The organism is Vibrio sp. Isolate30 (assembly GCF_022397975.1).
Classification (GTDB): domain Bacteria; phylum Pseudomonadota; class Gammaproteobacteria; order Enterobacterales; family Vibrionaceae; genus Vibrio; species Vibrio fortis.
Map to the genome: position 1 here is coordinate 74,108 of NZ_JAKEUS010000003.1, position 23,261 is coordinate 97,368.

Below are 23,261 nucleotides of genomic sequence, written 5' to 3' on the forward strand. Positions count from 1 at the left end.
ACTCAGATTGTACTGAAAGTTTCAAAAAAACCACACAACGACCGAAAGCAAACGTTTTCGTCACCGTTTTGATGGGACGCATCATACATAATTTGATCTAGGTCATAAAGAGCTAATTGCAATTTTATCATGCAGTTTTTTCATAATGACATATAAGCTTCATCATACTTATGCGACACATCGCATCAGTACGCGACTTACTGTCAAGTTTTCGCTTTACACCCTGTAAAACGAATATTACATAGGTTTACCTTAATTTTGTGTCTCAAGCTACCGAAAATGCATGTTTTTCTCTACTATGCACGCCTTTATTGGCTAGGTAATTATTAAAACGATGGAAAAACACACACGTAAAGAAGATTGGGTTGCCATTCTTACAGGCACTTTCTTAGTCGCACAAGGCGTCTTCTTTTTACAGTCAGCTCAACTCCTTACTGGCGGCACGACAGGCTTAGCTCTGCTATTAAGTCAATTTCTACCTGTCACCTTCGGTGTGCTTTACTTTATCGCGAACTGCCCATTCTATGTATTAGCTTGGAAACGTTTTGGACGTCATTTTGCCATAAGTAGTGCTTTTTCTGGTGCCTTAGTGTCTGTTTTTGCGGATCACCTATATTTAGTCATCTCTCTTGATGCCCATAATGAAATTTACTGCGCCATTGCCGGAGGGCTACTGATGGGACTTGGTATGCTCATTCTATTCCGTCACCGCTCTAGCTTAGGTGGATTCAATGTACTGTGCCTTTACATTCAAGACCGTTATGGCATTTCAGTGGGCAAAAGTCAGATGGCCATTGATGCGTGTATCCTATTTGCATCGTTCTTCTTTGTATCACCATGGATCATCGCCGTTTCAGTGCTTGGTACCGCTGTATTAAATGTTGTACTCGCAATGAACCACAAGCCGACAAGATATTCGGTGAGTTACAGTTCGTAGTGTTACCCATTCGCACTCACTTTCTCGCTTTTGAGCCAAGGTAAAGTTAGTGTCTTAATCTGAGATCCTTAGCTGCTTTTTATAAATAAAGCAGCTAGAATCGTCTGTTTTTATGAAACACGGTTTCCTATGCAAGACTTCCTCGCTGCTGCTCAGGCAAACAAGACCTCTATCGTCATTGCCGATGATCTGGTGTACAACCCAAGTACCCGAGAGTTAAGTGCGCCTCAAGAAGTCATCAACCTAGAGCCACGCTCAGTTGAGCTACTGGAACTCCTGTTACGTCATGTTGGAGAGCCCCTTTCTGCTGAACTGATCATCCAAGAGATTTGGCAAAGCAGCTTTATTTCCAAGAATGTCCTAACTAATCGAATCAGCACGCTGCGTTCGATACTGCAAAAACACCTCCCAGACAGCGATGCCACCAAGATATTAGTGACCTACCCGCGAAAGGGCTACTTTCTCAGCCCAAGCTCTGTACGTTTAGATACCGCTGACGCTGAAATTGATGTTAAGCCCAAGGCAGAACACAGTAAAACCAATTCAAAGTCACCTTGGTTATGGCTCGTCACACTTGCTCTACTTGCAAGCACAATCACACTGAGTTATTTGTTGTGGCAATCACCGAGCCAAAGCTCTGAGATCAGCCAGCAGCAGCGTTTGATTCCTAAAGTCGAGTTACTACTCAGCCGTATTGATGCCGTAGGAGATAACGCTAGGCAGTATCGAGCTGCGATTAAAGCGCTACTGTTACAACAACAGATCCAGTACACCTACACTGATCTCGCGAATCAAGATGCGCCGAGCTACTTTGTCGATCCCATAGATAACTCTCCTTTCTTTCCAGGTGCAAAGAACATGCGCACCAGCGATTATCTGCTGAACATCCAGTTGAAAGATCAAGAAGTCGACTCTCGCCTTAGCGCTCAAGTGAGCCTCATTTATCCAAACTCTGGGAAACTGGCTTTTCGCGGAACTTACACCATTGAAATAGACAGTCTCAGTGGCAGTCTTATGGAAATAAATCGAGACCTCGCCGACTACTTTGCGTTGCCAAAACCTGAGATGCCTAACTGGTCTATCGACAATAACCAGCTCAACGCACTTATTTCGAATCAGTTTATTGATCTCGAGTCGATGCAACTTAACTGTATGAACTCCACCCTGTTGGCTCGTCACTTGGCTCTGTTCGAAACGGACCAGCAACGTTTGGTTCTTTTTACCAATAGAGTACAAACACACTTTAAGTTACTGCCTGATGAGCTCAAGCTTTGGCTCGGTGTCATCCATTTTAAGCTGCGCGATCTCCCCACTGCTAAAGAGTTGCTCACCACACCATCGGGACACTCGAGTATTGAGAACGCCCTTATCTATATGATGATCTCACACATCAGCTTTCAGCAGGGAAACCTCGATAACTTTCGTTTGAACTACATGGAGTCTTTGGTTGCACTGCTAAGAGTTATTCCTTCCGAAGAACTGTTTTCTAGACTCTCTCAGCCAGAGTCCAAAGAGACCTGTCTGCAACCTTGGAGCAGCTTAAAATTAAGTATCAAGGAGCCTCTTATCATTAAACAGTGGGAGAACCTAATGATTAACTACTGTACCTCTGTGGGCGAAGAATTTGCTAATTAGAAAAATATAAAATCTTTAAAATCAAAAACCTAAATGTAAATTAAGATCTCATGTGACTTCGTTTTTTGCCCTTTAAGCCATCTAAAAACTAGTATTCCGAGCAATTTCGGCACGCTTTGCCCGCTCACTTTAGGAATACGTAACATGAATAAAACTCTTACCCTACTTACCGCTTCTCTGGTTGCTCTATATGGCTGTGGTGGTGGCTCCTCGTCAGGTTCAACCAACAATCAAAAAGGTCCAAACAACCAAACCGACTTCCCAATCAAAAATGCGCAATTTTCTCCAAAGCCAACTACAACCTTGAACTACGCATTTGAAATTGACGGACAGCCAGAAGGCAATATGTCGATGTTGTATCAACCATTGACTGCTGCCCAAGTCATTGCAGGTTTACAAAATACGCCAGACAGCGACGCTCTACTTCAAGTGGTTAATGATCTTATCAACTATGGCGTCACTCAATTCTACATGTCTGAAGAAGTAATCAATGAAGACCAACAGCAAACGGAGCATACCTTTTACTTCGCGGGTAGCGACAGTGCCCTTCATGAAATTACGGATACCTATTTCATCGATAGTCAGTTCATCACCACGATCATGAGTAGCAGCCCACTTTTCCGATTGAGTGGTGCGGAGGTAGCAGAGAGTGATCCTATTATTGATATCAGTAAAGAGACGGTTTCTATTCAAGCAAGGCTCGATGGTGAGGCGGTAGCAAACATGCTGACTGATTTTGACGATCACCAATGGGTAAAGGACCTTAATGCTGATGATTCTTGCCGCGTGGTTTGGCAACAGCACATCAATGAAACAGGCGTTCGAAAAACCTTCACTATTTCTGGGAAATCCATTGAAGCAGCCAACATGACTGAGAAAAATGAGTACTACTTGAATTGCGATAGAATGGACGACTCAATGCAATTTTCTAGCTCGTCTGAACGCTGGTTTAACCCAAGCATTGGCTTGCTTACACAAGTGGAATTGCTAAATGCAGAAAATACGGTGATTACTGAAGAGAAAGCGACCCTAACAGAAATAAACAAAGCGTCTTAAGAACGCCCAAAAATACAAAAAAGAAAGGCTTTGAGGAGCACCGCAAAGCCTTTCTTGGACATCGAGCCCTCACCCTATCTAGGTGGGGGCCTATTTAGGGCAAGCCTTTGGCTCAATATTACCTTTCATTCTCTATCAACAGAATGCGCGTCTCATAAGGACGCAGCACTTGATGATTTGATGCTGCTAAGTTTTGAGCGTCTGGATAGTTAGACAATAATGTCTTAGCGCGACTCATAGCAAAGCGTTCAGGAAGTACACATTCGGCTTCGTCAGCGTAGTAGTTATTGATACACAAAAGCGTTTGTGACTCACTCTTACGCGCATAAGCAAAAATGCTAGCGTGCTCCGGTAGCAAGTCTTGGTAATCGCCATCGGTGATTACTGGCACTTCTTTACGTAACTCGATCAATTTTTTGTAGAAATAGAAAACCGATTCAGTATCTTCAACCGCTTGCTTAGCATTGACTTCACGGTAGTTACCTGCGACTTCAAGCCAAGGCTGCGCCTTCGAGAAACCTGCATAATCAGAATCATCCCACTGCATTGGTGTACGAGAGTTGTCACGAGACTTTTGCGCCAAAATGGCCATCATATCTTGATGGTCAACACCTTGTTCATTTACCATCAATTGATAAATGTTGGTACTTTCCACATCTCGGTACTGAGCAATATCCTGATACCCTGGATTCGTCATACCAATCTCTTCACCTTGGTAGATGTACGGCGTGCCTTGCATCATGTGTACTGACGCGGCTAACATCTTCGCAGACTCAACGCGGTAATTTTGATCGTCACCTAAGCGGCTCACCACTCGCGGTTGGTCGTGGTTACACCAGAAAAGTGCCCCCCACCCTTTACCATTGAGTCCACTCTGCCAATGGTTAAAGATCGACTTCAGCTGCAAGAAATCAAACGGCGCTTTGGTCCATTTGTCACCATTTGGATAATCTACTTTCAAGTGGTGAAAATTGAACACCATTGATAGCTCTTTGTTATCCAGACTTGAGTATTGCTGACAGTGCTCAAGCGTTGTCGATGACATCTCACCCACGGTGACACTGCCGTATTTTTGGAAAACCGCTTCGCTGATCTCTTGCAGGTATTCATGGACTCGTGGGCCGTCAGTATAGAAACGGCGGCCATCACCAATTTCGTCATTAGGGAAGTCTTGCTGCTTCGAAATCAGGTTGATTACATCTAAACGGAAGCCATCTACGCCTTTCTCTGCCCAGTAGCTAATGATCTCTTTAACTTCACCGCGAACCTTAGGGTTCTCCCAGTTAAGGTCAGCTTGCTCTTTCGCAAAGAGGTGCAAATAGTACTGGCCGGTCGCTTCATCAAGCTCCCAAGCATTGCCGCCAAATTTCGATTGCCAGTTAGTTGGAGCCTGGCCATCTACTGGGTCTTTCCAAATATAGTAATCACGATATGGGCTTTGTTTATCACCCAAAGCAGACTGGAACCAAGCATGATGAGTGGATGTATGGTTGACTACAATATCCATGATGATGCGAATACCACGTTGGTGAGCCTCTGCCAACAATTGGTCAAAGTCCGCCATAGTGCCGAACTCAGGGTTGATCGCATAGTAATCAGAAATATCGTAACCGTTATCCACCATCGGTGATTGGTACACAGGCGTTAACCAAATAGCATCCACACCCAGCGTTTTTAGGTAATCTAGCTTGGAGATAACCCCTTGAATATCGCCAGTTCCTTTAGCGCCACTGTCACAAAAACTCTTCGGATAAATTTGATAGATGGTTGCGGTCTTCCACCACATCGCATCGCTATTCTGATTGGTCATCTCTACTCACTTACAAAAATAAAAAGTGGAGCAACAGTGACTCAAACAACTGTTGCCCCTAATAAAATTAAGCACTTACCGCCGTTAACTCACCCTTAGCCTGTGCTCGCTTGTAGAAAAACAGCGTCAGGATGATTGGAACGACAATCGCAACCGCTAATGCCAACAGATAAATCGTCCAGTATTGAGGCTGAATCGATAGGATGCCTGGTAAGCCGCCTACACCGATGCCATTCGCCATCACGCCAGCGCCACCACAAATTGCAGCTGCCGCAGCACTGCCTAGCATTGCGCTTAACATTGGGAATTTGTATTTCAAGTTGATGCCGTACATCGCAGGCTCTGTTACACCTAAGTACGCTGAAATTGCTGCAGGAACTGATATGTCACGTTCGCCTTCGCGCTTGCTCAAAATAATGATGCCGACAACCGCAGATGCTTGAGCCACATTTGAAAGGGCAATCAATGGCCAGATTGGTGTACCACCAAGCTCTTGCATCAGTTGTAGGTCAACCGCATTGGTTGTGTGGTGAATACCAGTAATAACCAGTGGTGCGTACAAGAAGCCAAAGATCACTGAGCCTAGAATCGCGAAGTCACCCGTCATCGCAGCTTTCGCTGCAAAAGCAACACCATCACCTAGAACACGACCGAATGGACCAATGAACGCATGAGCCAGAATCACAGAAAGAATGATAGATACAAACGGAACAACCACTAAGTAAAGGTAAGCTGGAACAATGCGTTTGAGGTTGGTTTCAATGAAGGCCAGTGCAACACCCGCTAACATCGCAGGAATCACTTGCGCTTGATAACCAACTTTTTCAATGACGAACAAGCCGAAGTCCCACACCTCTGGCACAGCTTTACCTATCATGTAGGCGTTCATTAGCTGCGGAGAAACCAAAGTAACGCCGAGCGTGATACCTAAAATCGGTGTACCGCCCAGTTTCTTCACTGTAGACCAACACACACCAACAGGTAGGAAGAAGAAGATCGCTTCACCAATCAACCATAGGAAGGAGTTAACCGTAGCCCAAAACTGGCTAAGCTCAACCAAAGTCTTACCATCGAACATGCGAATGTCGCCGATGACATTACGGAAGCCAAGGATAAGACCACCAGTGATAATGGCAGGTAGCAGCGGTACAAAGATTTCGGCAAGGTGTGAAATACCGCACTCTAGCACATTCATGTTTTGACGAGCTGCCAACTTCGCCTCATCTTTCGACGATTCTTGCTTACCAGTCTGTGCAATCAGTAACTTGTAAACCTCATCAACTTCGGTACCAACCACGACTTGAAATTGACCCGCGTTAGTAAAACACCCTTTCACTAGGCTCAGTTTTTCTAACTCAACTTTGTTTGCTTTGTCAGTGTCATTCAACACAAAACGCAAGCGCGTTAAACAGTGACTAACGCTTGCGATATTGTCGCTACCACCCACTAACTCGATAAGACGCGTGATGTCTTGCTTCGCTATCTTACTCATACTACCCCACCCTGGTTCTCTTCGTTCTACACTCAAATTCAGATGAATTTGTTATTAATGGGAACATTCCCATAAGTTGGTAAGTATAATGCCTGCATGATTATAAAATTAAAATGGGAACAGTCCCATTAATTGAATAAGATCACACTCTTTAGTTTAGTAAATAGACTAAGTTCACCCTAAAAATTAGGCGTTAAACAATGGGTTTCTGAGTATGATGAGAAATAGATGCCTGACCAAGCAATTGAGATATCAATAGTTTAGCTGCTAAGGTACCAGCAGATTGATACCCAGGATCAATACTAAATACTCGTGGGAACAAAAATGAAAGGAGATCATTGCCACCAACTCCTGTCACGACTACATCCTCGCGTTGTAACTCTTGCAAACGCTTAATTACACCCAGCGCTAATGTGTCACTGGCACAGGCTATCGCTTGAGTCGTCGATGTAAGCACTTGATCAACCAATTGGTAAGCACTTGCATGATGCAGGGCACCGGTTTGGTAATTTGGCTCAATGTTGTTATCACGACACCAATTGAGGTAAGCATTTAGACGCAATTCACCCGTTGATTTATCGCTAGGATCAACACCTATAAAGCCAATGTCTGATAAACCTTGCTCTTTCAAATGCGCCAATGCACTGCCAATAACCTGTTGATTGTCATAATTGATAGAGGTGACGTTTTCCGTATCCAGGGCAATTACCACCGCGCGATGTTCCCAAGACTCAATCGCCGCAATATCACAATCGGTGAAACCAAACACAATAATGCCATCGACATTGCGCTGTTTGAGAACTTGAAGGTGCTCATTGGCTTTTGCTCTGTCGAACAAACTCTCCATAATCACAACATCATAGCCAGCACGATACAACTCTTCGAGCATGGTACTCACGGCTTTGTTCTCGGAAGGCGAATCGAGACGAGAGATGATCACGCCAACCACTTTTTGGCTGCCGCCACGCATTGATTGCGCTGATTTAGAAGGGGTATATCCTGACTCCTGAATCACTCTCTCTACTCTTTCACGTGTCTCAGGTTTCACTTTGGGATCATTAGTGAGTACACGAGAGACTGTTGATTTACCAACACCTGAAAGCTTTGCGATATCGAGTATAGTGAGTTTTTTTTGCATGGAGTCTTATAACGTTGTTTAGAGAAAAAACGACAAGTGACTGCTTTTAAAGTCGCTTGTCGTTATCGAGTGATTAATTATTGGATACGGCAGTTACGGTAGATAACTCGTCCCAGCTCAAGTCTGGCGTGTTCGCCTTTGGTAAACAGAGTAATGCCATTTATCAACTCTGCTGTGCCGTCATCAAGAATGTACTTAGTACCAGAAGCCGCAACCACTTGTTTAAGTCGATACTGATTATCAGGAAGGCGCAGTAACGCTTTCTGATCACCATAAGCAATATCAAAAGTCCGCTCAGATTCACATTGATAAGTGATGTATTCAGCATTGGCGAGCTCCTGCTCAACCACCGCTGACTGAGAACACCCCACGAGTGCGGCTAATACCATAGCACCGACTGTAAATTGTCTCTTCATAAACACCCCTTTCGATTACAACAACTCAACTGTTGTTGAATTAACGCTTCAAGTAAGCTGGCACATCTGCAATGCTATCAAGGACCACGCTTGCTAAGGCTTCACCCTTTTCGGTCACTGGTTTACCGGTTCTCACGAGCACTTTTGTGCCAACACCCGCAGCTTCTGCTGCCATCATATCTTCTGCTTTATCGCCGATCATTACTGAATTAGCCATATCGATTTTCAAGAAATCGCGCGCAGAGATAAACATCCCTGGCTTAGGCTTACGACAATCGCAATCTTGCTTGTATTCGCCAATACCGTGCTCTGCATGATGTGGGCAGTAGTAAATGCCATCAAGCTCTACGCCATTATCTACAAAGTTCCAGTCCATCCACTGAGTTAATGATAGGAAACGATCTTCGCTGAACATACCGCGAGCAATACCTGATTGGTTAGTCACTAGTACTAAAAGGTATCCCATGTCCTTGAAGGCTTTTGCCGCTTCAAAGACGCCGTCGATATACTCGAAATCATGCTCATCATGCACGTAACCGTGGTCCACGTTAATCACGCCATCACGATCTAAAAATACAGCCGGTTTTGACAAAATTTGGTTCTCAATCAACTCTCTATTAATCACTAATTATTGCACGCTTTAGTGGCTTCATCACCTGCTAATTGTAACGCTCGATATAGATATTTTTACGTTTAGACGTCTAGACGTAAAAATATCTATTGACTTAGATCACGGAACGCCATAGCATCGTCTGTAAATCGAGCGAACTATCAACATATTATTCTGTTCACCGTTACAGGTTTATTTATGATTAAAGTGAATCAAGTCAACAAGGTTTTCTATCAAGGCACTAAAGAAATCAATGCCTTAATAGACATTAACCTTCACATCCCTCAAGGTCAGATCTTTGGCGTTATCGGCTCATCAGGTGCAGGTAAAAGTACACTGATCCGCTGCGTAAACATGCTAGAAGCGCCTACCTCAGGTGAAGTGATTGTTGATGGCGTAGACCTCACGAAGCTAAGCAAATCAGAGCTGAGTGAAGCGCGACGCAACATTGGTATGATTTTCCAACACTTTAATCTGCTTTCTTCTCGTACCGTGTTCAATAATGTCGCATTGCCGCTAGAGCTTGCTGGCACAGACAAGGCCATCATCGAAGAGAAAGTGAGCCAACTGCTTGAACTTGTTGGTCTTGCAGATAAGCGCGACAGCTACCCATCAAACCTAAGTGGTGGTCAAAAGCAGCGTGTTGCTATTGCTCGCGCACTCGCTTCTGACCCTAAAGTTCTGCTTTGTGATGAAGCAACCAGCGCACTTGATCCAGCAACCACTCAATCCATCCTTGAGCTGCTGAAAGAGATCAACCGCAAGCTGAACATCACAATGCTGCTGATTACTCACGAGATGGATGTAGTGAAAAGCATTTGTCATGAAGTAGCGATTATCGGCGGTGGTGAATTGGTAGAGAAAGGCACCGTTGGCGATATCTTTGCGCACCCTAAAACAGAGCTTGCGCATCAATTTATCCGCTCAACACTCGACCTTTCAATTCCAGAAGATTACGAAGCGCGACTGCAAACCACGCGTGTTGAAGGCAGCTACCCTCTGGTACGTCTTGAATTTACGGGTGCAACGGTTGATGCTCCGCTGATGACGCAAATCGCACGCAAATTCAATATCGACGTGAGTATCTTGAGCTCCGACCTTGATTACGCCGGTGGCGTTAAGTTCGGCATGATGGTTGCCGAGCTATTTGGTAACGAAGCTGACGACAACGCAGCAATCGAATTCCTACGCGAACACAATGTAAAAGTAGAGGTACTTGGCTATGTCCTTTAATGAGATCGCAGATTGGTTAAGCCTTAACGGAAACCTACTACTTGGCGCGACTTGGGAAACGCTATACATGGTAGCAGTGGCGGGTATTGTCGGCTTTGCTGTCGGTATTCCACTGGGCGTTATCTTGCATACCACTAAGAAAGGTGGCTTGCTGGAGAACACCAAGCTCAACAAAATTCTTGGTGCGATAGTGAACGTGGGCCGTTCGGTTCCTTTCCTAGTACTTATGGTTGCTATCATCCCATTAACTAAGCTACTGATCGGTACCTTTATCGGTACAACAGCGGCGATTGTTCCTCTAACGATTGGGGCAATCCCATTCGTAGCTCGCCTTATTGAAGGTGCACTCTTAGAAGTTCCAACTGGGCTTGTCGAGGCAGCACAATCAATGGGCGCAACGCCAACGCAGATCATTACAAAAGTTCTGCTACCAGAAGCGTTACCCACTATTATCAATTCAGTAACCATCACACTAGTAACACTAGTAAGCTACTCTGCAATGGCAGGTACCGTGGGCGGTGGTGGTCTAGGTGACGTAGCGATTCGCTATGGTTTCCACCGCTATGACGTAACGATTATGGCTGTCACGGTTGTGATGCTGATTGTCCTAGTTCAAATCATTCAATCCATTGGTGACTCGATTGTTCGCCGTGTTGATCACAGATAAAAAGATGTATTAAAAGGAGATTATTATGAAATTCAGCTTAAAAGGTTTACTTGCTATCGCAGCAGCGGCATCAGCGCTTGTGCTATCTGGTTGTGGCGAAAAAGAGATCGACACTTCAAAAGTTAAAGTCGGCGTTATGGCAGGTGCGGAAGCTCAAGTAGCAGAAGTCGCGGCTAAAGTTGCAAAAGAGAAGTTCGGTCTAGACGTTGAGCTAGTGACTTTCACAGACTACGTGACACCAAACGCAGCACTGGATGATGGCTCAATCGATATCAACGCATTCCAGCACAAACCATACCTAGATCAGCAAGTTGCTGACCGTGGTTACAAACTAACTATCGCGGGCAACACGTTTGTTTACCCGATTGCTGGTTACTCTAAGCAAGTAACTTCTGTTGATGAAATTCAAGACGGTGCACGCATCGCAGTACCAAATGACCCAACGAACCTAGGCCGTTCTCTACTGCTTCTTGAACAACAAGGTCTGCTAGAACTTCGTGATGGTGTTGGCCTTCTTGCTACCGTTCGTGACATTGTAGGTAACCCAAAGAACCTAACTATCGTTGAGCTAGACGCAGCACAACTTCCACGTTCACTGGACGACGTAGCGCTATCTATCATCAACACAACTTACGCAAGCTCTATCAACCTAACTCCACAAAAAGATGGCGTTTTCGTTGAAGATAAAGAGTCTCCATACGTAAACCTAATCGTTTCACGTGAAGAGAATCTAAACGCGGAAAACGTACAAAACTTCGTGAAAGCTTACCAAACTGAAGAAGTGTACAACGCGGCATCTGACATCTTCCAAGGTGGCGTAGTAAAAGGTTGGTAATCCACTCCTTTCGCTAACCCAATAATGAAGGGCTGACATCATGTCAGCCCTTTTTGATATCCGTTATATTATTAACAGCTATACCGCGCGGTTTACCACCAAGCTTCCACCTGCATACCTAGGCTCACTTCGCTGTTCTCACCTGTACCGAATGCATCGTCATTTTCTGCATCATGGATGTAAGTCGCAAAGATTCGGAATTCAGGACGTGCCCAGAAGCCAGTTTTAGGCACCCAAGCTTGTGCCACAGTAAACTTACCACCAGCACCATCTTGGTTATCAATCTTCTCAACAAAGGCACCAAGCTCTAGCACGGTACGCATTTTCTCATCCCACTTGTAGAGTGGTCGAATAACGGCGCTAAATGACTCATCTGTAGTGTTATTTGCACCTACATCGGTAGCATACGCATAACGAACTGTATGACCAAATTCGATGTCTTCACCAATGGAAACGACACCCCAGTTGATCAGGCGGAAGCCTTCAGCATTGTTATTGCTCTTATCACGCTTCAAGTCACTACCCGTACCAAAAGTCGCCATCTGTTGCGCATAACCTGAGTTCGCAACTTGTAAGATGGTTTTGTTGAAGCCCGTTGGTAAGTTTTGGTTTAGGCTTGCCGTTAGCATCACGCTATCATCAGCATCAAGAGATTGGTCTTTCTTCTCTTTGCCAAAGTTAAAGTCAGCACCAAGCTCTAAGTCTGCGTTTTTCCAAAGAGGAATACCCGCATAACGCACATCGGCAATCATGGCTGTTGTCTCTTTGCCATCATCAACATCACCGGTCACAGTGTCTTGAATCAGTGCCAGCGAGAGCTTGCCAGGGCCAAGGTTAATGTGCTCAACACCGCCACCAATACCACTCACATCCCAGTAGTAATTATCGATGATGTGCACATCGTGACGTTGGTAGTAACGCTCACCTGCCCACATGGTAATGTCCTTATCATCGAACAGACCTGTCGCTTGGATGTTCAGTTGAACGACTTCCACATTTCGATCTTTCGCGTTCTCATCTTGGCCTTCCCAGTAAGCCAACATCGAATCAATCAAGAAAGTCGACTCTTCATCGTTGAACAGCTCTTTCTTAAAACCAAACTCGCCGTACAGGTCGTTTTCGTTACCTAATCGACCTACTTTATTCACTTCCCATTTGCTATTTGAGCCGCCGTTGTCGCTCATTCCGACACCGCCACGCATGTAGCCATTAAATTCCAATGGTGCCGTCTCCGCCAGTAAAGTGGGCGTAACTAAAACAGAAGTAAGGGCAGCGGCAATTGGTAACAGTTTCATAATCCATTCCTTTTGTATCAATGATTAAATCTATCATCTTATAAATGGGAACATTCCCATGGGATCGATCCCATTTATATTGGGAAGATTATAAAAAGGAAGTTAATAGATAGATTATTGTGATCCAGATAACTATTGGTGACAGCTAAAGTTGATGCAGATTGGATTATTGAAATGAATACTTTAGCGCGATCTAAGAAAGGTTGAGGGAAGAAATACTTAGCTGAATATGCAACTAAGACATCAACATAAAAAGAGTAAATCAGACAAAGAAAAAACCCTTACACCTAAGCGTAAGGGCTTTAAAGATAAAGCTATCATTGATAGTGATCACTTACATACACATCAAGTTAAAACGCTACTTGATATGATCCCATGACATATTGGAAACGATACGGCAGTCATCACATTTGAAATGGAAAATATCGTGGATCGGTTCGTCAAGCAGCCACTCACCACCACATTTCGGGCACTTTCTAGCTTGCTCATCGGCAAGGCTCTTGCCACCAACTCGATATTGATAATAGTAAGTCGGCACTTTTGATAAGTACTCTAAACGGCCTCGTAGATCCCAACCCCGCTTGAATAGTACGCTGTCAGCATCACAAATTTCATGCAGCGCGGCATGCTCAGCACGACATCCACCCGCCATCTGAATCTCATCGCACGCTTGCCACTCGGTTTGCCATTTCACCACCGCTTTGTGGTCACCATTTGAGGTTGGCGGGTTACGGTATAGTGGAACTGGTAGCAAGGTTTCACCGCTACGAAGTGGCGAGCAAGTATGAACATAAGTGGTGTATAGCACCTGCCAACTTGGCTTTTCATCTTCTGCTGCTTCTTCAGAGTTCAGATCGCGGCCAAGCATGCGCATTTTCGGCGCTAATAGACTCGCTTCGGACAAGCGGTTAAAGCAAACTTTCACGAAATCTGAATGGTTTCTTGGGTGTAAGCTATCCTGTTCTGGACAAACAACACGAACAAAGAATTCGCCCTCTCCCATCACAACTGGGAACTCACGACCCAATACTTGTCCGTTATAGCGTAGCGCATCCATCAGACCATTGATTGCTTTGTCGACTGCGCTAATGGTGGTGTTATCAAAACACTCGAATTGAAGTTCTACAACGTACATCTTAAACAGCCGGTTCCAGTTTCTCTAAAAACTCAGCCAGCGTCGCTGCGAGTACATCACGATTGCTGGTGCCAAGGCGCTCAAGAATGACATTACCTGTCAGGTTACAGATAGAGATCACGTCCATCTCGGCGTCTGTTGCTGCAATAAATACCGTTGGCTTAAGCTTTAGGCGGCGCTGAGTCACTAAGTGCCCCAGAATGTTCTCTTGAAGGCGTACAAAGTCTTCATCGCTCCAAACTTGTAGTAGTGTCAAAGGGTTGCCATCAAAGGTCGCATCCATGTCTGCACTGTATTGCACGCCGTAGAATGTCTTAATATCTTCGTGCAGTGATAACTCAATACCATTTTCAACATTGGTAAAGTCTGCATGTTGCTCACGTGGATAATTTTTCCATAACACAGCACCCGACAACTTTTCTTCAACGCACGGAGAAACGAGGTCTGCTAGCTCTTCACTACGAGGTAAAGATTGATGTTGCTGCTGCCAAGCATCGACATACTGCTGACTGAATGAAAGTAGTGCGTCTTGGGCACGTTGAGTCATGAAAATCTCCTAAAGCGAAAATAATAAATAGAATCGGGCACCTTTCCTCGTCGATTAAGCGATGACCTAATGACACAGTAATGGGGATTCAGTAAAATCGCCCCCATTCTAATCGAATTTGAAACGAAAGTATGAGCAAATATTCTGACGCTAAAGAGCTAGCGGGTTTAACCCTAGGTCAAAAAACTGAGTACGCTAACCAATATGATGCCAGCCTACTACAGCCTGTTCCTCGTAGCTTGAATCGTGATGACCTCGCTTTAGGCGACGAACTGCCATTCATTGGCCACGATATCTGGACCATGTATGAGCTGTCATGGCTGAATGACAAAGGTTTGCCTCAAGTGGCAGTGGGTGAAGTTTTCATCCCGGCGACGAGTCCGAATTTAATTGAATCAAAATCTTTCAAGCTGTACCTAAACAGCTACAACCAAACTCGCTTCTCTGATTGGGAGTCCGTCACCGAGCGCCTTACTCAAGATTTGTCTGCATGTGCAGGTGAAACCGTGTTGGTCAACGTAAACAAAGTGACTGATTACACCAATCAACCGATTGTTACTATGCAAGGTGAATGCATTGATGATCAGGATATTGAGATCACCAGCTACGATTTTGAAGCGTCAATCCTAGAAGGTGCGGCTGAGCAAGAGCATGTTGAAGAGACTTTGCACAGCCATTTGCTAAAGTCTAACTGCCTGATCACCAACCAACCAGACTGGGGCAGCGTTGAAATTGCCTACACAGGTTCGAAAATCAATCGCGAGGCACTGCTGCGCTATCTTGTCTCTTTCCGTGAGCATAACGAGTTTCATGAGCAATGTGTTGAGCGTATCTTCACTGACATCATGAAATACTGCGCACCAACAAAGCTGACTGTTTTCGCACGTTACACGCGTCGCGGTGGGCTAGACATCAACCCATACCGCTCGACAGAACAGGATAAACCTGCTCACAACATGCGTATGGCTCGTCAGTAAATCATTGGAAGATTTCGACTCTATTTCTATGTTTCGCCTCTGAATCCATAGTTCGACTTAAAGGAAAATAAAATGCGTTGGTTAACTTTTATTGGCCTGCTCCTTGTTAGCTTAAGTGCTTCAGTTAGCGCCTCGGTATACTCATCGGCTCTGCTTAATGAAGCCAATAACTTGGTTGAGATAGAACCAAGCCGAGCCAAACAGATGGCCAATAGTTACCTAACGCTTCGTGTCCTGTCGGATCAGAGCGAGAAAAGCCCTTCAGCTATTTCTCGCGAAGAGACGGACTCTTCCATTCGTACACCAAATAGCAGTATTGATGCCTACAAGATCCTCGCTAAAGCAGAGTTCAACTTGGGGCATACACGCACCGCCATTCAGCATATCGAAACCGCAAGCGAACTGGCGAAGACTTATAAACTCCAATACCTAGAGCTTGATCTTAAGATCTTAAAAACTCGCTTATTGTGGCTTAACAATCGCAAGTCAGCAGAAGCGAAACAAACACTGGCTTCCATCGAGGGAAGCTTACAGTCAATCAGCCAAACCTTGCGTTTAACCGAAGGCATTACCTATCGATTGATCATGCTTAAGGCGGAAATCGCTTCATACGAGAATCAGATCGACGAAGCTGAAAGTCTCTACCAAAGAGCGAAGCAATTCCTCGACCAACGCTACTCAGAAAAAGTGACCATCGATTACCACATTGCCGTGGGTGAGTTTTATCTAACACACAAAGAGTACAACCACGCACTGTCTGAGCTACTTTACGGCTATTGGAAATCGGTAGAAGGTAACCTCAGTGCTCGTTTGGCTAAGGTCAATCGCTTATTGGCGCAGCTCTTTTTTGAACGACAAGTGTTAGACAAGGCGGTTGAGCATCTTTCTCAGGCTGCCGACTTTTATGACAACTTCGAAAACTCACCAATTCTGGCTCAAGTGTTGAAAAAGATGGGCGATGTGTACTACTTCCAAGGTAAGTACAACTTAGCTTTAGTCCACTTCTTTAATGTATTGGATCATGAGAGTACCGACCGCGACATTAACCAGGTGATTGATATTCGCCTTAGCCTGTCTGCGACTTACTTACGCCTGTACAACTACCCACTGGCAGAACAATACCTGTCGCGAGCGCTGGAGCTGCTTGAGTACACAGATAACCTCAAGCTTGAAGGTCGTGCTGCTCTCCTATCAGCAGGGCTTGCTTACCACCTTCAAGACAGTGAGCAAGTGATCAAACACGCCCAACGTGCGTTGGATATCTCTCGTCAAGTCGAGAACATGCGTTTGTCGCAGCGTTCATACCACTTACTCTCTCTCGGTTATGAGCAGGCACAACAGCCACAAAAAGCACTCGAGAACCTTAAGCAATACACTTCTCTGATTTCACTTGAGCAGCAGAACCTCAACCGAATCAGTGAAGATGCGTTCCGCCAGCAAAAAGAGTTTGCTGAACGTACCTTGCACTACGCAGGACAAGCAGAAGAGCTAGAGCTATACAAAGAAGAACACCGCAAATTCCAGAAGATCTCTTTTGCGCTGTTCCTATTCAGTATCATCTTGTTCTTCTTTGTATTACGCCGTGGCTACATCATTCAAAGCCAAGCAAGAGAAAATGATCGCCTAAGTACCGACCTCTTTACTCACTCGCGCTCTAAGCTACCAAACCTAAGAATGCTAAATGCCAAGCTGTCTAACTCGCTTGAGCAGACCAGCCAGACTTTCGAACAGTGGCAGCTCGGTGAACTCATTCATGAGCCGTTGAACGACCGCCTGCGTTTTGTGATGATTGACCTGCCATTCCTACGTAACATGTATACGCAGAATGGCTATAAAGCGGGTCTTGAGCTAGAAGATGCGTTTGGGGAGTACCTAAAAACCAAGCTTGATGGGCCATCACGTATCTATCACTTCTCCGATGCGAACCTACTCTACATCGAGCCAAATTCAGACCGCGATGCTTCCCCAGAAGCGATGTTCCGTAAAATACAGTCTTGGATCTCGGACTTCGAGCCTGAACGTAACATCAATCGCACGATTCGCGTTGGTATCGCCGATTACCCATTCTTGCCACGCGCTTATACCGCGATTAACGACCAAGAGCTGCTCGATGTGCTGCTGATGTCGACCAATATCGCACGTGAAGTGAGTCTCAAAGAGCGCAGCAGTCAGTGGGTATATTTGAAGGCCATCGACAACGCTCCAGCGGCTAGCCTTGCAACTGGTAACATAAGAGAAGCGTGTAAAGTCGCTATTAATCAAGGGTTAATAAAAATACAATCCTCTTATCAGAATGAGGACAATATCAAAAAAATGCTAAAAGATGAGTGATTTGCGAGCGGTTAATCGCTTGAAACAGTGACCTTATTTTTAGTTTTGTTATTATCGATAGATTGGCATTTCATCAAAGCGATCGTCATCGATCTATGTGGCACTAATTTATCGACCTATGGGCATTCTCGAACAAGACATACAGGCTCAGCTGCATCAACTGAAAACCCAGTTAGATCAGGCGCGTCTGAATCAGAGAGACACCTCGTTCAAGTTCATACGTGAACAAAAGGTCCTTAAGCGTATTGTCACATCTTTAAGCGATGCTTGTGTCGGCACCAACGACCATCTTGATGAAAACTTGATTGCCCTTAGGGAAGCGCTGCAACAACAGAAAGACGTCAGCTCAATGATTCCAAAGTTGGCTGTTTTGGAGCGCATGCTAAAACAAAAAACGGTGGCTATGGAAAAACAGAACGGATATCTAGACGAAAGCATCAAGCACAGTGGTGAAACACTGCAGCGCGTGACGGGGCTACCGGCTCAAATTAAACGCGACCTGCGCAATCTACTGAGTTTTTCTGAAGGCAATGGCAGTCAGAAAATCGACCATGCAATGAAGCTGCTCAGCATCTATGAGCGTGCCGTAAAAATCATGGCAACCAATTCCCGTTCTCATTTTTCCGACGCCGATTGCTCCCCAGAGCAGACCGTACTCTCTGACCTTTCAACTGAATTACAGCACCTAATCACTGAACTCGATTTCGAGGGTGAATCTGGTGACCTGTTAATTGATATCCGCGCAAAACTGCTTCTCGGCGTGACAACGGAAAACCTGTTTGAACTGACACTACAAGTGTTAAAACTGGTGATTGAAGGAACGAACCTAGAACGCAAAAAGTCAGAACAGTTTATTGAACAGCTCAACGCGTCACTTTCCGCCAGCATCAAAACCGCTGACCAAAACAGTGACCAGAGCCAAACCTACTTCGAACACCGTCAAAGCCTCAACAACGAGCTGGGTAACTTAGTAGGTAAAAGTCAGAAATCGGTAGAGCAAGCCACCGATATCCATGTACTGAAACAGTCAATCACTCCACTGCTTAACGAAATCGCCTCACTCTCTGAAAGGCTTAGCCACGCTGAACAAAAAGAGCAGGCGCTGATCGATCGCATGAGCTATGGTAAAACTCAGCTTGATTCGCTGTATGAAGTGACGCAAGACTACCGCAGACGCCTCGAAGACCAGGCTCAGCGTATGCTGCTCGACCCACTGACTAAGGTCTACAACCGCACTGCATTTACCGATCGCCTAGAGTTAGAGTACCGCCGTTGGATTCGAGCTCAGCACTCATTACGTGTTGTACTTCTCGATATCGATAACTTCAAAGCGATTAACGATAGCTTCGGTTACACCGCCGGTGATAAAGCGCTTAAGATCATTGCTCGTACTATGACCAAAGAACTGTCTAAGACTGACACCGTGGCGCGTTTTTCTGGTGAAGAGTTTGTTTTGCTACTGCCAGAACAGAATGATGAATACTGCCATCAAGTGATTCAGAGTATTCAGACACAAGTAAGCCGATTGCCGTTTAAGTTCCGCGATCAACAGATCACGATTACTCTATGTGCAGCGAGTACTCAATTCAGCGAATCCGATACGCCTGAAGAAGTGCTTGAGCGTCTAAATCGCATCCTAAATAAAGCAAAACAGCGCGGCACCAACCAACTCATTTGGCAATAATCGATCTCCCCCGAGAAATTATTTCTCTTTTTCAAATACTTATCACATACCAATTAGGAAAATATTTGCTAAGCTAATGGTTAACATTTGCTTAACAAGCCTTTCTGGCGATCAAGCCTGTGCCAAGAACATTTAGCAAGGCATAGAATAATCCGATTATCACTAACGCCCTCTGGCGTTGCATGCCTTGCTTCACTACTCCCGAGTTTGAGGGTGACGTCGCATCTTGTCTCCCCAACTCTTATTCAACAAGGAGGCACTATGATCACTCATATCAGTCCTGCCGGTAGCATGGATTTACTCTCTCAACTCGAAGTTGAGCGCCTTAAGAAAACCGCATCCAGTGATCTATACCAACTGTATCGTAATTGTACCCTCGCGGTACTCAACTCTGGCAGCCACACCGACAACTCAAAAGAGCTGCTGGATAAATACCTCTCTTTTGATGTCGAGGTGGTAAGGCGTGAGCGTGGTATTAAGCTCGAGCTCCACAACCCGCCTGAGCATGCCTTTGTCGATGGTGAAATCATCAAGGGTATACAAGAACACCTGTTCTCGGTATTGCGTGACATTGTTTACGTCAACATGCACCTTGCCGATAACCAAAGACTTAATCTGACTAACGCAACTCACATTACTAATTTGGTGTTTGGTATCTTGCGAAATGCTGGAGCTTTAACGCCGGGCATCGAGCCGAACCTGATTGTCTGTTGGGGTGGTCACTCGATTAATGCCAACGAGTACCAATACACCCGTGAGGTGGGTAATGAATTAGGCCTGCGTGAACTTAATATCTGTACAGGTTGTGGCCCAGGCGCGATGGAGGGACCAATGAAAGGTGCTGCCATCGGTCATGCGAAGCAGCGCTACACGGAACACCGCTACCTTGGTCTCACTGAGCCTTCAATTATTGCCGCTGAGCCACCAAACCCAATCGTGAATGAGTTGGTGATCATGCCTGATATCGAAAAGCGTCTTGAAGCGTTTGTTCGTATGGCACATGGCATCATTATCTTCCCGGGCGGTCCAGGTACCGCAGAAGAGCTGCTCTACATTCTCGGTATCATGATGCATCCTAACAATGCTGACCAACCAATGCCGATTGTTCTAACTGGCTCAAAAGAGAGTGAAGAGTACTTCCGCTCAATTGATAAGTTCATTGGTGAAACATTAGGGCCTGATGCACAAAAACACTATGAAATCGTGATTGATGACCCTGCGCGCGCGGCAAAAATTATGAAGCAGGCGATGCCAGATGTGCGTTCTCACCGTAAAGAGACCGGTGACGCATACAGCTACAACTGGTCACTACACATTGAGCCTGAGTTCCAACTGCCGTTCGACCCGACCCATGAGTCGATGGCGGCACTCGATCTCCATATGGATCAAAAAACAGAGAGCCTTGCGGCGAACTTACGTAAAGCCTTCTCAGGCATTGTCGCTGGTAATGTTAAAGCAGAAGGTATCTTGGAGATTGAAAAGCACGGCCCATTCATCATTGATGGTGACAAAGATCTGATGGCTAAAATGGACAGACTGCTCAACGACTTCGTCCACCAACACCGTATGAAGCTGCCGGGCGGTACCGATTACGTTCCGTGTTATAAAATTGCGCAAAACAACGACTGAGCATCCCGCTGAGAGCATTTCAACTGCGTAAGCGATACGTTACTATAAGGGGCGAATGATACCGCCCCTTTATTTATTGCTTAGTTATTGGAAACTTATGTCTATCCATCTTGTTATTATCGATGCCCTCAACCTCATCCGCCGCGTTCACTCTGCTCAGCCGGATCCAAACGATATTGCAAGAACCATCACCACAACTACGCGAACGCTAAATAAGATCATTAAAGAGGCGCAGCCAAGCCATATCATTGCGGTCTTTGATCACCACCTACAGGATCGTGGCTGGCGTGCTGACATTCTACCGAGCTACAAAGAGAACCGTAAACCGATGCCTGAGCCGTTAATGGCTGGATTAGATGCTATTCAACAAGCATGGTGGGATCTCGGAATTGACTCTCTACTTTCAGATGGCGATGAAGCGGATGATTTAGTGGCAACACTTGCCAAAAAAGTCGCAGACCACGGACAGAAGGTCACCATTATCTCAACCGATAAAGGCTACTGTCAGCTACTCTCTCCTACTCTACAAATCCGTGATTATTTCCAGCATCGTTGGTTAGACACGCCATTTATTGAGGCCGAATTTGGGGTTAAGCCGAGCCAGTTGGCAGATTATTGGGGACTCACTGGAGTGAGCTCTAGCCAAGTGCCAGGAATTCCTGGAGTAGGCCCTAAGGCAGCCAAAGAGATCTTAACCACCTACCCAGATATCGAAGCAGCATACCAAGCCGAGGATCTGCCGAAAAAGTATCGCAGGAAGTTCGATGAGCACATTGAGTCAGCACGTGTATGTAAACAGGTTTCCGCACTAAAAACCGATATCGAACTTGGCTTTAACCTTCAAGATATTCGCTTCAATAACAGCCCTGATTAACCTCATTACATGTTAATCAAACCTGTTGTGTTCTCCTTTACATTCACAGGATTTTAATAAAGTTAATCAATACCTTATCAAGTGTTGATTAACTTTTAATCGCCATCACAGTCTTGTTGATATAAATATTTATTTTCATTGCTCCAATAAGGAGAAACACAATGAAAAAAATATTACTACTTTCACTCACCACCCTCTTGCTGCATGTCGCCCCTTTTAGTTCCGCATCGGAAACATGTGGAGAACACCTTGTAAAAGGCATGCCTTCTAACAACAGCGATCAGGTGCTGTGCCGTACAGGGTATGCGGTCGGCTACAATTATCAAACTAAGAATGCGGATTGGGTGGCGTATCATGTCACTAAAGAAAGCGTTAATGCGCAATTCAAGCGCAGCAATAACTTCAAGGTTGATGCTGAGCTACCTGAGTATGCGCAATCCACATTAAGTGACTACTCCAAATCAGGATACGATCGCGGCCATCTTGCGCCATCCGCGGCGATGGATTTCAGTCAAGAATCGATGCAAGAGAGTTTCCTGTTAAGCAACATGTCTCCGCAGCTCCCTGGCTTTAACCGTGTCGGGTGGCGATTACTAGAAGAACACGTAAGAGACCTCGCTAACGAGTATCACGAGTTATATGTGGTGACGGGTCCTATTTATGAAGGTAACGAAGCGTCTATTGGAAATGGTGTTGTCATACCTAGTGCGTTTTACAAAGTTGTTTTGGACCCATATTACAACGATGCTATCGCGTTTATCGTACCTCACCGAGACGTATCAGGCAGTGAACTTGTCGACTTTGTCACTACCATTGATGACGTAGAAGAACGCACCAACCTAGACTTCTTCTCTAATACCAATGATGACATTGAAAACTCAATGGAAGCGATGCTATGGGAAATGTGGCCAACACCAGAGTAGGCACAAATTATGGTCAGCGGTAGTTAAACCGACGGTC

At 45.3% G+C, this 23,261-nt stretch carries 20 protein-coding genes; 12 read left to right on the forward strand and 8 right to left on the reverse strand.

The window, feature by feature from the left end:
• Positions 1-334: 334 nt before the first annotated feature.
• The 3 genes from L1D60_RS10580 (at position 335) to L1D60_RS10590 (ending at position 3,628) form a co-directional block, all read left to right on the forward strand.
• Positions 335-937, forward strand: coding sequence for a YitT family protein (locus L1D60_RS10580; protein WP_239841056.1), 603 nt, complete (start codon positions 335-337; stop codon positions 935-937).
• A gap of 129 nt (positions 938-1,066) precedes the next feature.
• Complete coding sequence (locus L1D60_RS10585; RefSeq protein WP_239841057.1) at positions 1,067-2,572, forward strand: winged helix-turn-helix domain-containing protein; 1,506 nt, start codon at positions 1,067-1,069, stop codon at positions 2,570-2,572.
• A 144-nt stretch (positions 2,573-2,716) separates the two neighbouring features.
• Positions 2,717-3,628 (forward strand): hypothetical protein, encoded by a 912-nt coding sequence (locus L1D60_RS10590; RefSeq protein ID WP_239841058.1) that lies wholly within the window; start codon positions 2,717-2,719, stop codon positions 3,626-3,628.
• Positions 3,629-3,746: 118 nt separating this feature from the next.
• On the opposite strand, the gene treC is transcribed toward L1D60_RS10590, so the two are convergent.
• The 5 genes from treC to gmhB form a co-directional block, all read right to left on the reverse strand.
• The gene (treC, locus tag L1D60_RS10595; protein WP_239841059.1) at positions 3,747-5,438 is read right to left on the reverse strand and encodes an alpha,alpha-phosphotrehalase; all 1,692 of its coding nucleotides are present in this window, start codon (positions 5,436-5,438) and stop codon (positions 3,747-3,749) included.
• Positions 5,439-5,505: 67 nt separating this feature from the next.
• Positions 5,506-6,930 (reverse strand): PTS trehalose transporter subunit IIBC, encoded by a 1,425-nt coding sequence (gene treB, locus L1D60_RS10600; protein ID WP_239841060.1) that lies wholly within the window; start codon positions 6,928-6,930, stop codon positions 5,506-5,508.
• A gap of 193 nt (positions 6,931-7,123) precedes the next feature.
• Positions 7,124-8,068, reverse strand: a complete 945-nt coding sequence (treR, locus tag L1D60_RS10605; RefSeq protein ID WP_239841061.1) for a trehalose operon repressor TreR — start codon at positions 8,066-8,068, stop codon at positions 7,124-7,126.
• A 77-nt stretch (positions 8,069-8,145) separates the two neighbouring features.
• A complete protein-coding gene (locus L1D60_RS10610) occupies positions 8,146-8,484 on the reverse strand; it encodes an MliC family protein (RefSeq protein WP_239841062.1) in 339 nt (112 codons plus the stop codon).
• Positions 8,485-8,524: 40 nt separating this feature from the next.
• The gene (gene gmhB, locus L1D60_RS10615; protein ID WP_239841063.1) at positions 8,525-9,076 is read right to left on the reverse strand and encodes a D-glycero-beta-D-manno-heptose 1,7-bisphosphate 7-phosphatase; all 552 of its coding nucleotides are present in this window, start codon (positions 9,074-9,076) and stop codon (positions 8,525-8,527) included.
• A 216-nt stretch (positions 9,077-9,292) separates the two neighbouring features.
• On the opposite strand from gmhB, the gene metN reads away from it, so the two are divergent.
• The 3 genes from metN to metQ are packed head-to-tail and all read left to right on the forward strand — an operon-like array spanning position 9,293 to position 11,829.
• Positions 9,293-10,327: a methionine ABC transporter ATP-binding protein MetN gene (gene metN, locus L1D60_RS10620; protein WP_239841064.1), complete on the forward strand. Its 1,035-nt coding sequence runs from the start codon at positions 9,293-9,295 to the stop codon at positions 10,325-10,327.
• The gene (locus L1D60_RS10625; RefSeq protein WP_239841065.1) at positions 10,317-10,994 is read left to right on the forward strand and encodes a methionine ABC transporter permease; all 678 of its coding nucleotides are present in this window, start codon (positions 10,317-10,319) and stop codon (positions 10,992-10,994) included. Before metN ends, L1D60_RS10625 begins: the two co-directional genes overlap by 11 nt.
• 25 nt (positions 10,995-11,019) lie before the next feature.
• Positions 11,020-11,829, forward strand: a complete 810-nt coding sequence (metQ, locus tag L1D60_RS10630) for a methionine ABC transporter substrate-binding lipoprotein MetQ (RefSeq protein WP_239841066.1) — start codon at positions 11,020-11,022, stop codon at positions 11,827-11,829.
• Between the two features lie 92 nt (positions 11,830-11,921).
• Here the strand turns inward: metQ and L1D60_RS10635 are convergent, their stop codons facing one another.
• The 3 genes from L1D60_RS10635 to syd form a co-directional block, all read right to left on the reverse strand.
• Complete coding sequence (locus tag L1D60_RS10635) at positions 11,922-13,124, reverse strand: carbohydrate porin (protein WP_239841067.1); 1,203 nt, start codon at positions 13,122-13,124, stop codon at positions 11,922-11,924.
• A gap of 358 nt (positions 13,125-13,482) precedes the next feature.
• A complete protein-coding gene (locus L1D60_RS10640) occupies positions 13,483-14,259 on the reverse strand; it encodes a Zn-ribbon-containing protein (RefSeq protein WP_239841068.1) in 777 nt (258 codons plus the stop codon).
• A 1-nt stretch (position 14,260) separates the two neighbouring features.
• Positions 14,261-14,806, reverse strand: coding sequence for a SecY-interacting protein (syd, locus tag L1D60_RS10645; RefSeq protein WP_239841069.1), 546 nt, complete (start codon positions 14,804-14,806; stop codon positions 14,261-14,263).
• A 131-nt stretch (positions 14,807-14,937) separates the two neighbouring features.
• On the opposite strand from syd, the gene queF reads away from it, so the two are divergent.
• The 6 genes from queF (at position 14,938) to L1D60_RS10675 (ending at position 23,224) form a co-directional block, all read left to right on the forward strand.
• Positions 14,938-15,783, forward strand: a complete 846-nt coding sequence (queF, locus tag L1D60_RS10650) for an NADPH-dependent 7-cyano-7-deazaguanine reductase QueF (protein ID WP_239841070.1) — start codon at positions 14,938-14,940, stop codon at positions 15,781-15,783.
• A gap of 72 nt (positions 15,784-15,855) precedes the next feature.
• Positions 15,856-18,114 carry a tetratricopeptide repeat protein gene (locus L1D60_RS10655; protein ID WP_239841071.1) on the forward strand — a complete coding sequence of 753 codons (2,259 nt, stop codon included), beginning with the start codon at positions 15,856-15,858 and terminating at the stop codon, positions 18,112-18,114.
• Positions 18,115-18,232: 118 nt separating this feature from the next.
• Positions 18,233-19,798 (forward strand): GGDEF domain-containing protein, encoded by a 1,566-nt coding sequence (locus tag L1D60_RS10660; RefSeq protein ID WP_239841291.1) that lies wholly within the window; start codon positions 18,233-18,235, stop codon positions 19,796-19,798.
• A gap of 261 nt (positions 19,799-20,059) precedes the next feature.
• A complete protein-coding gene (gene ppnN / locus L1D60_RS10665) occupies positions 20,060-21,427 on the forward strand; it encodes a nucleotide 5'-monophosphate nucleosidase PpnN (RefSeq protein ID WP_239841072.1) in 1,368 nt (455 codons plus the stop codon).
• Positions 21,428-21,524: 97 nt separating this feature from the next.
• Positions 21,525-22,301 (forward strand): flap endonuclease Xni, encoded by a 777-nt coding sequence (gene xni / locus L1D60_RS10670; RefSeq protein ID WP_239841073.1) that lies wholly within the window; start codon positions 21,525-21,527, stop codon positions 22,299-22,301.
• A gap of 161 nt (positions 22,302-22,462) precedes the next feature.
• A complete protein-coding gene (locus tag L1D60_RS10675) occupies positions 22,463-23,224 on the forward strand; it encodes a DNA/RNA non-specific endonuclease (RefSeq protein WP_239841074.1) in 762 nt (253 codons plus the stop codon).
• The last annotated feature ends 37 nt before the right edge of the window (positions 23,225-23,261 follow it).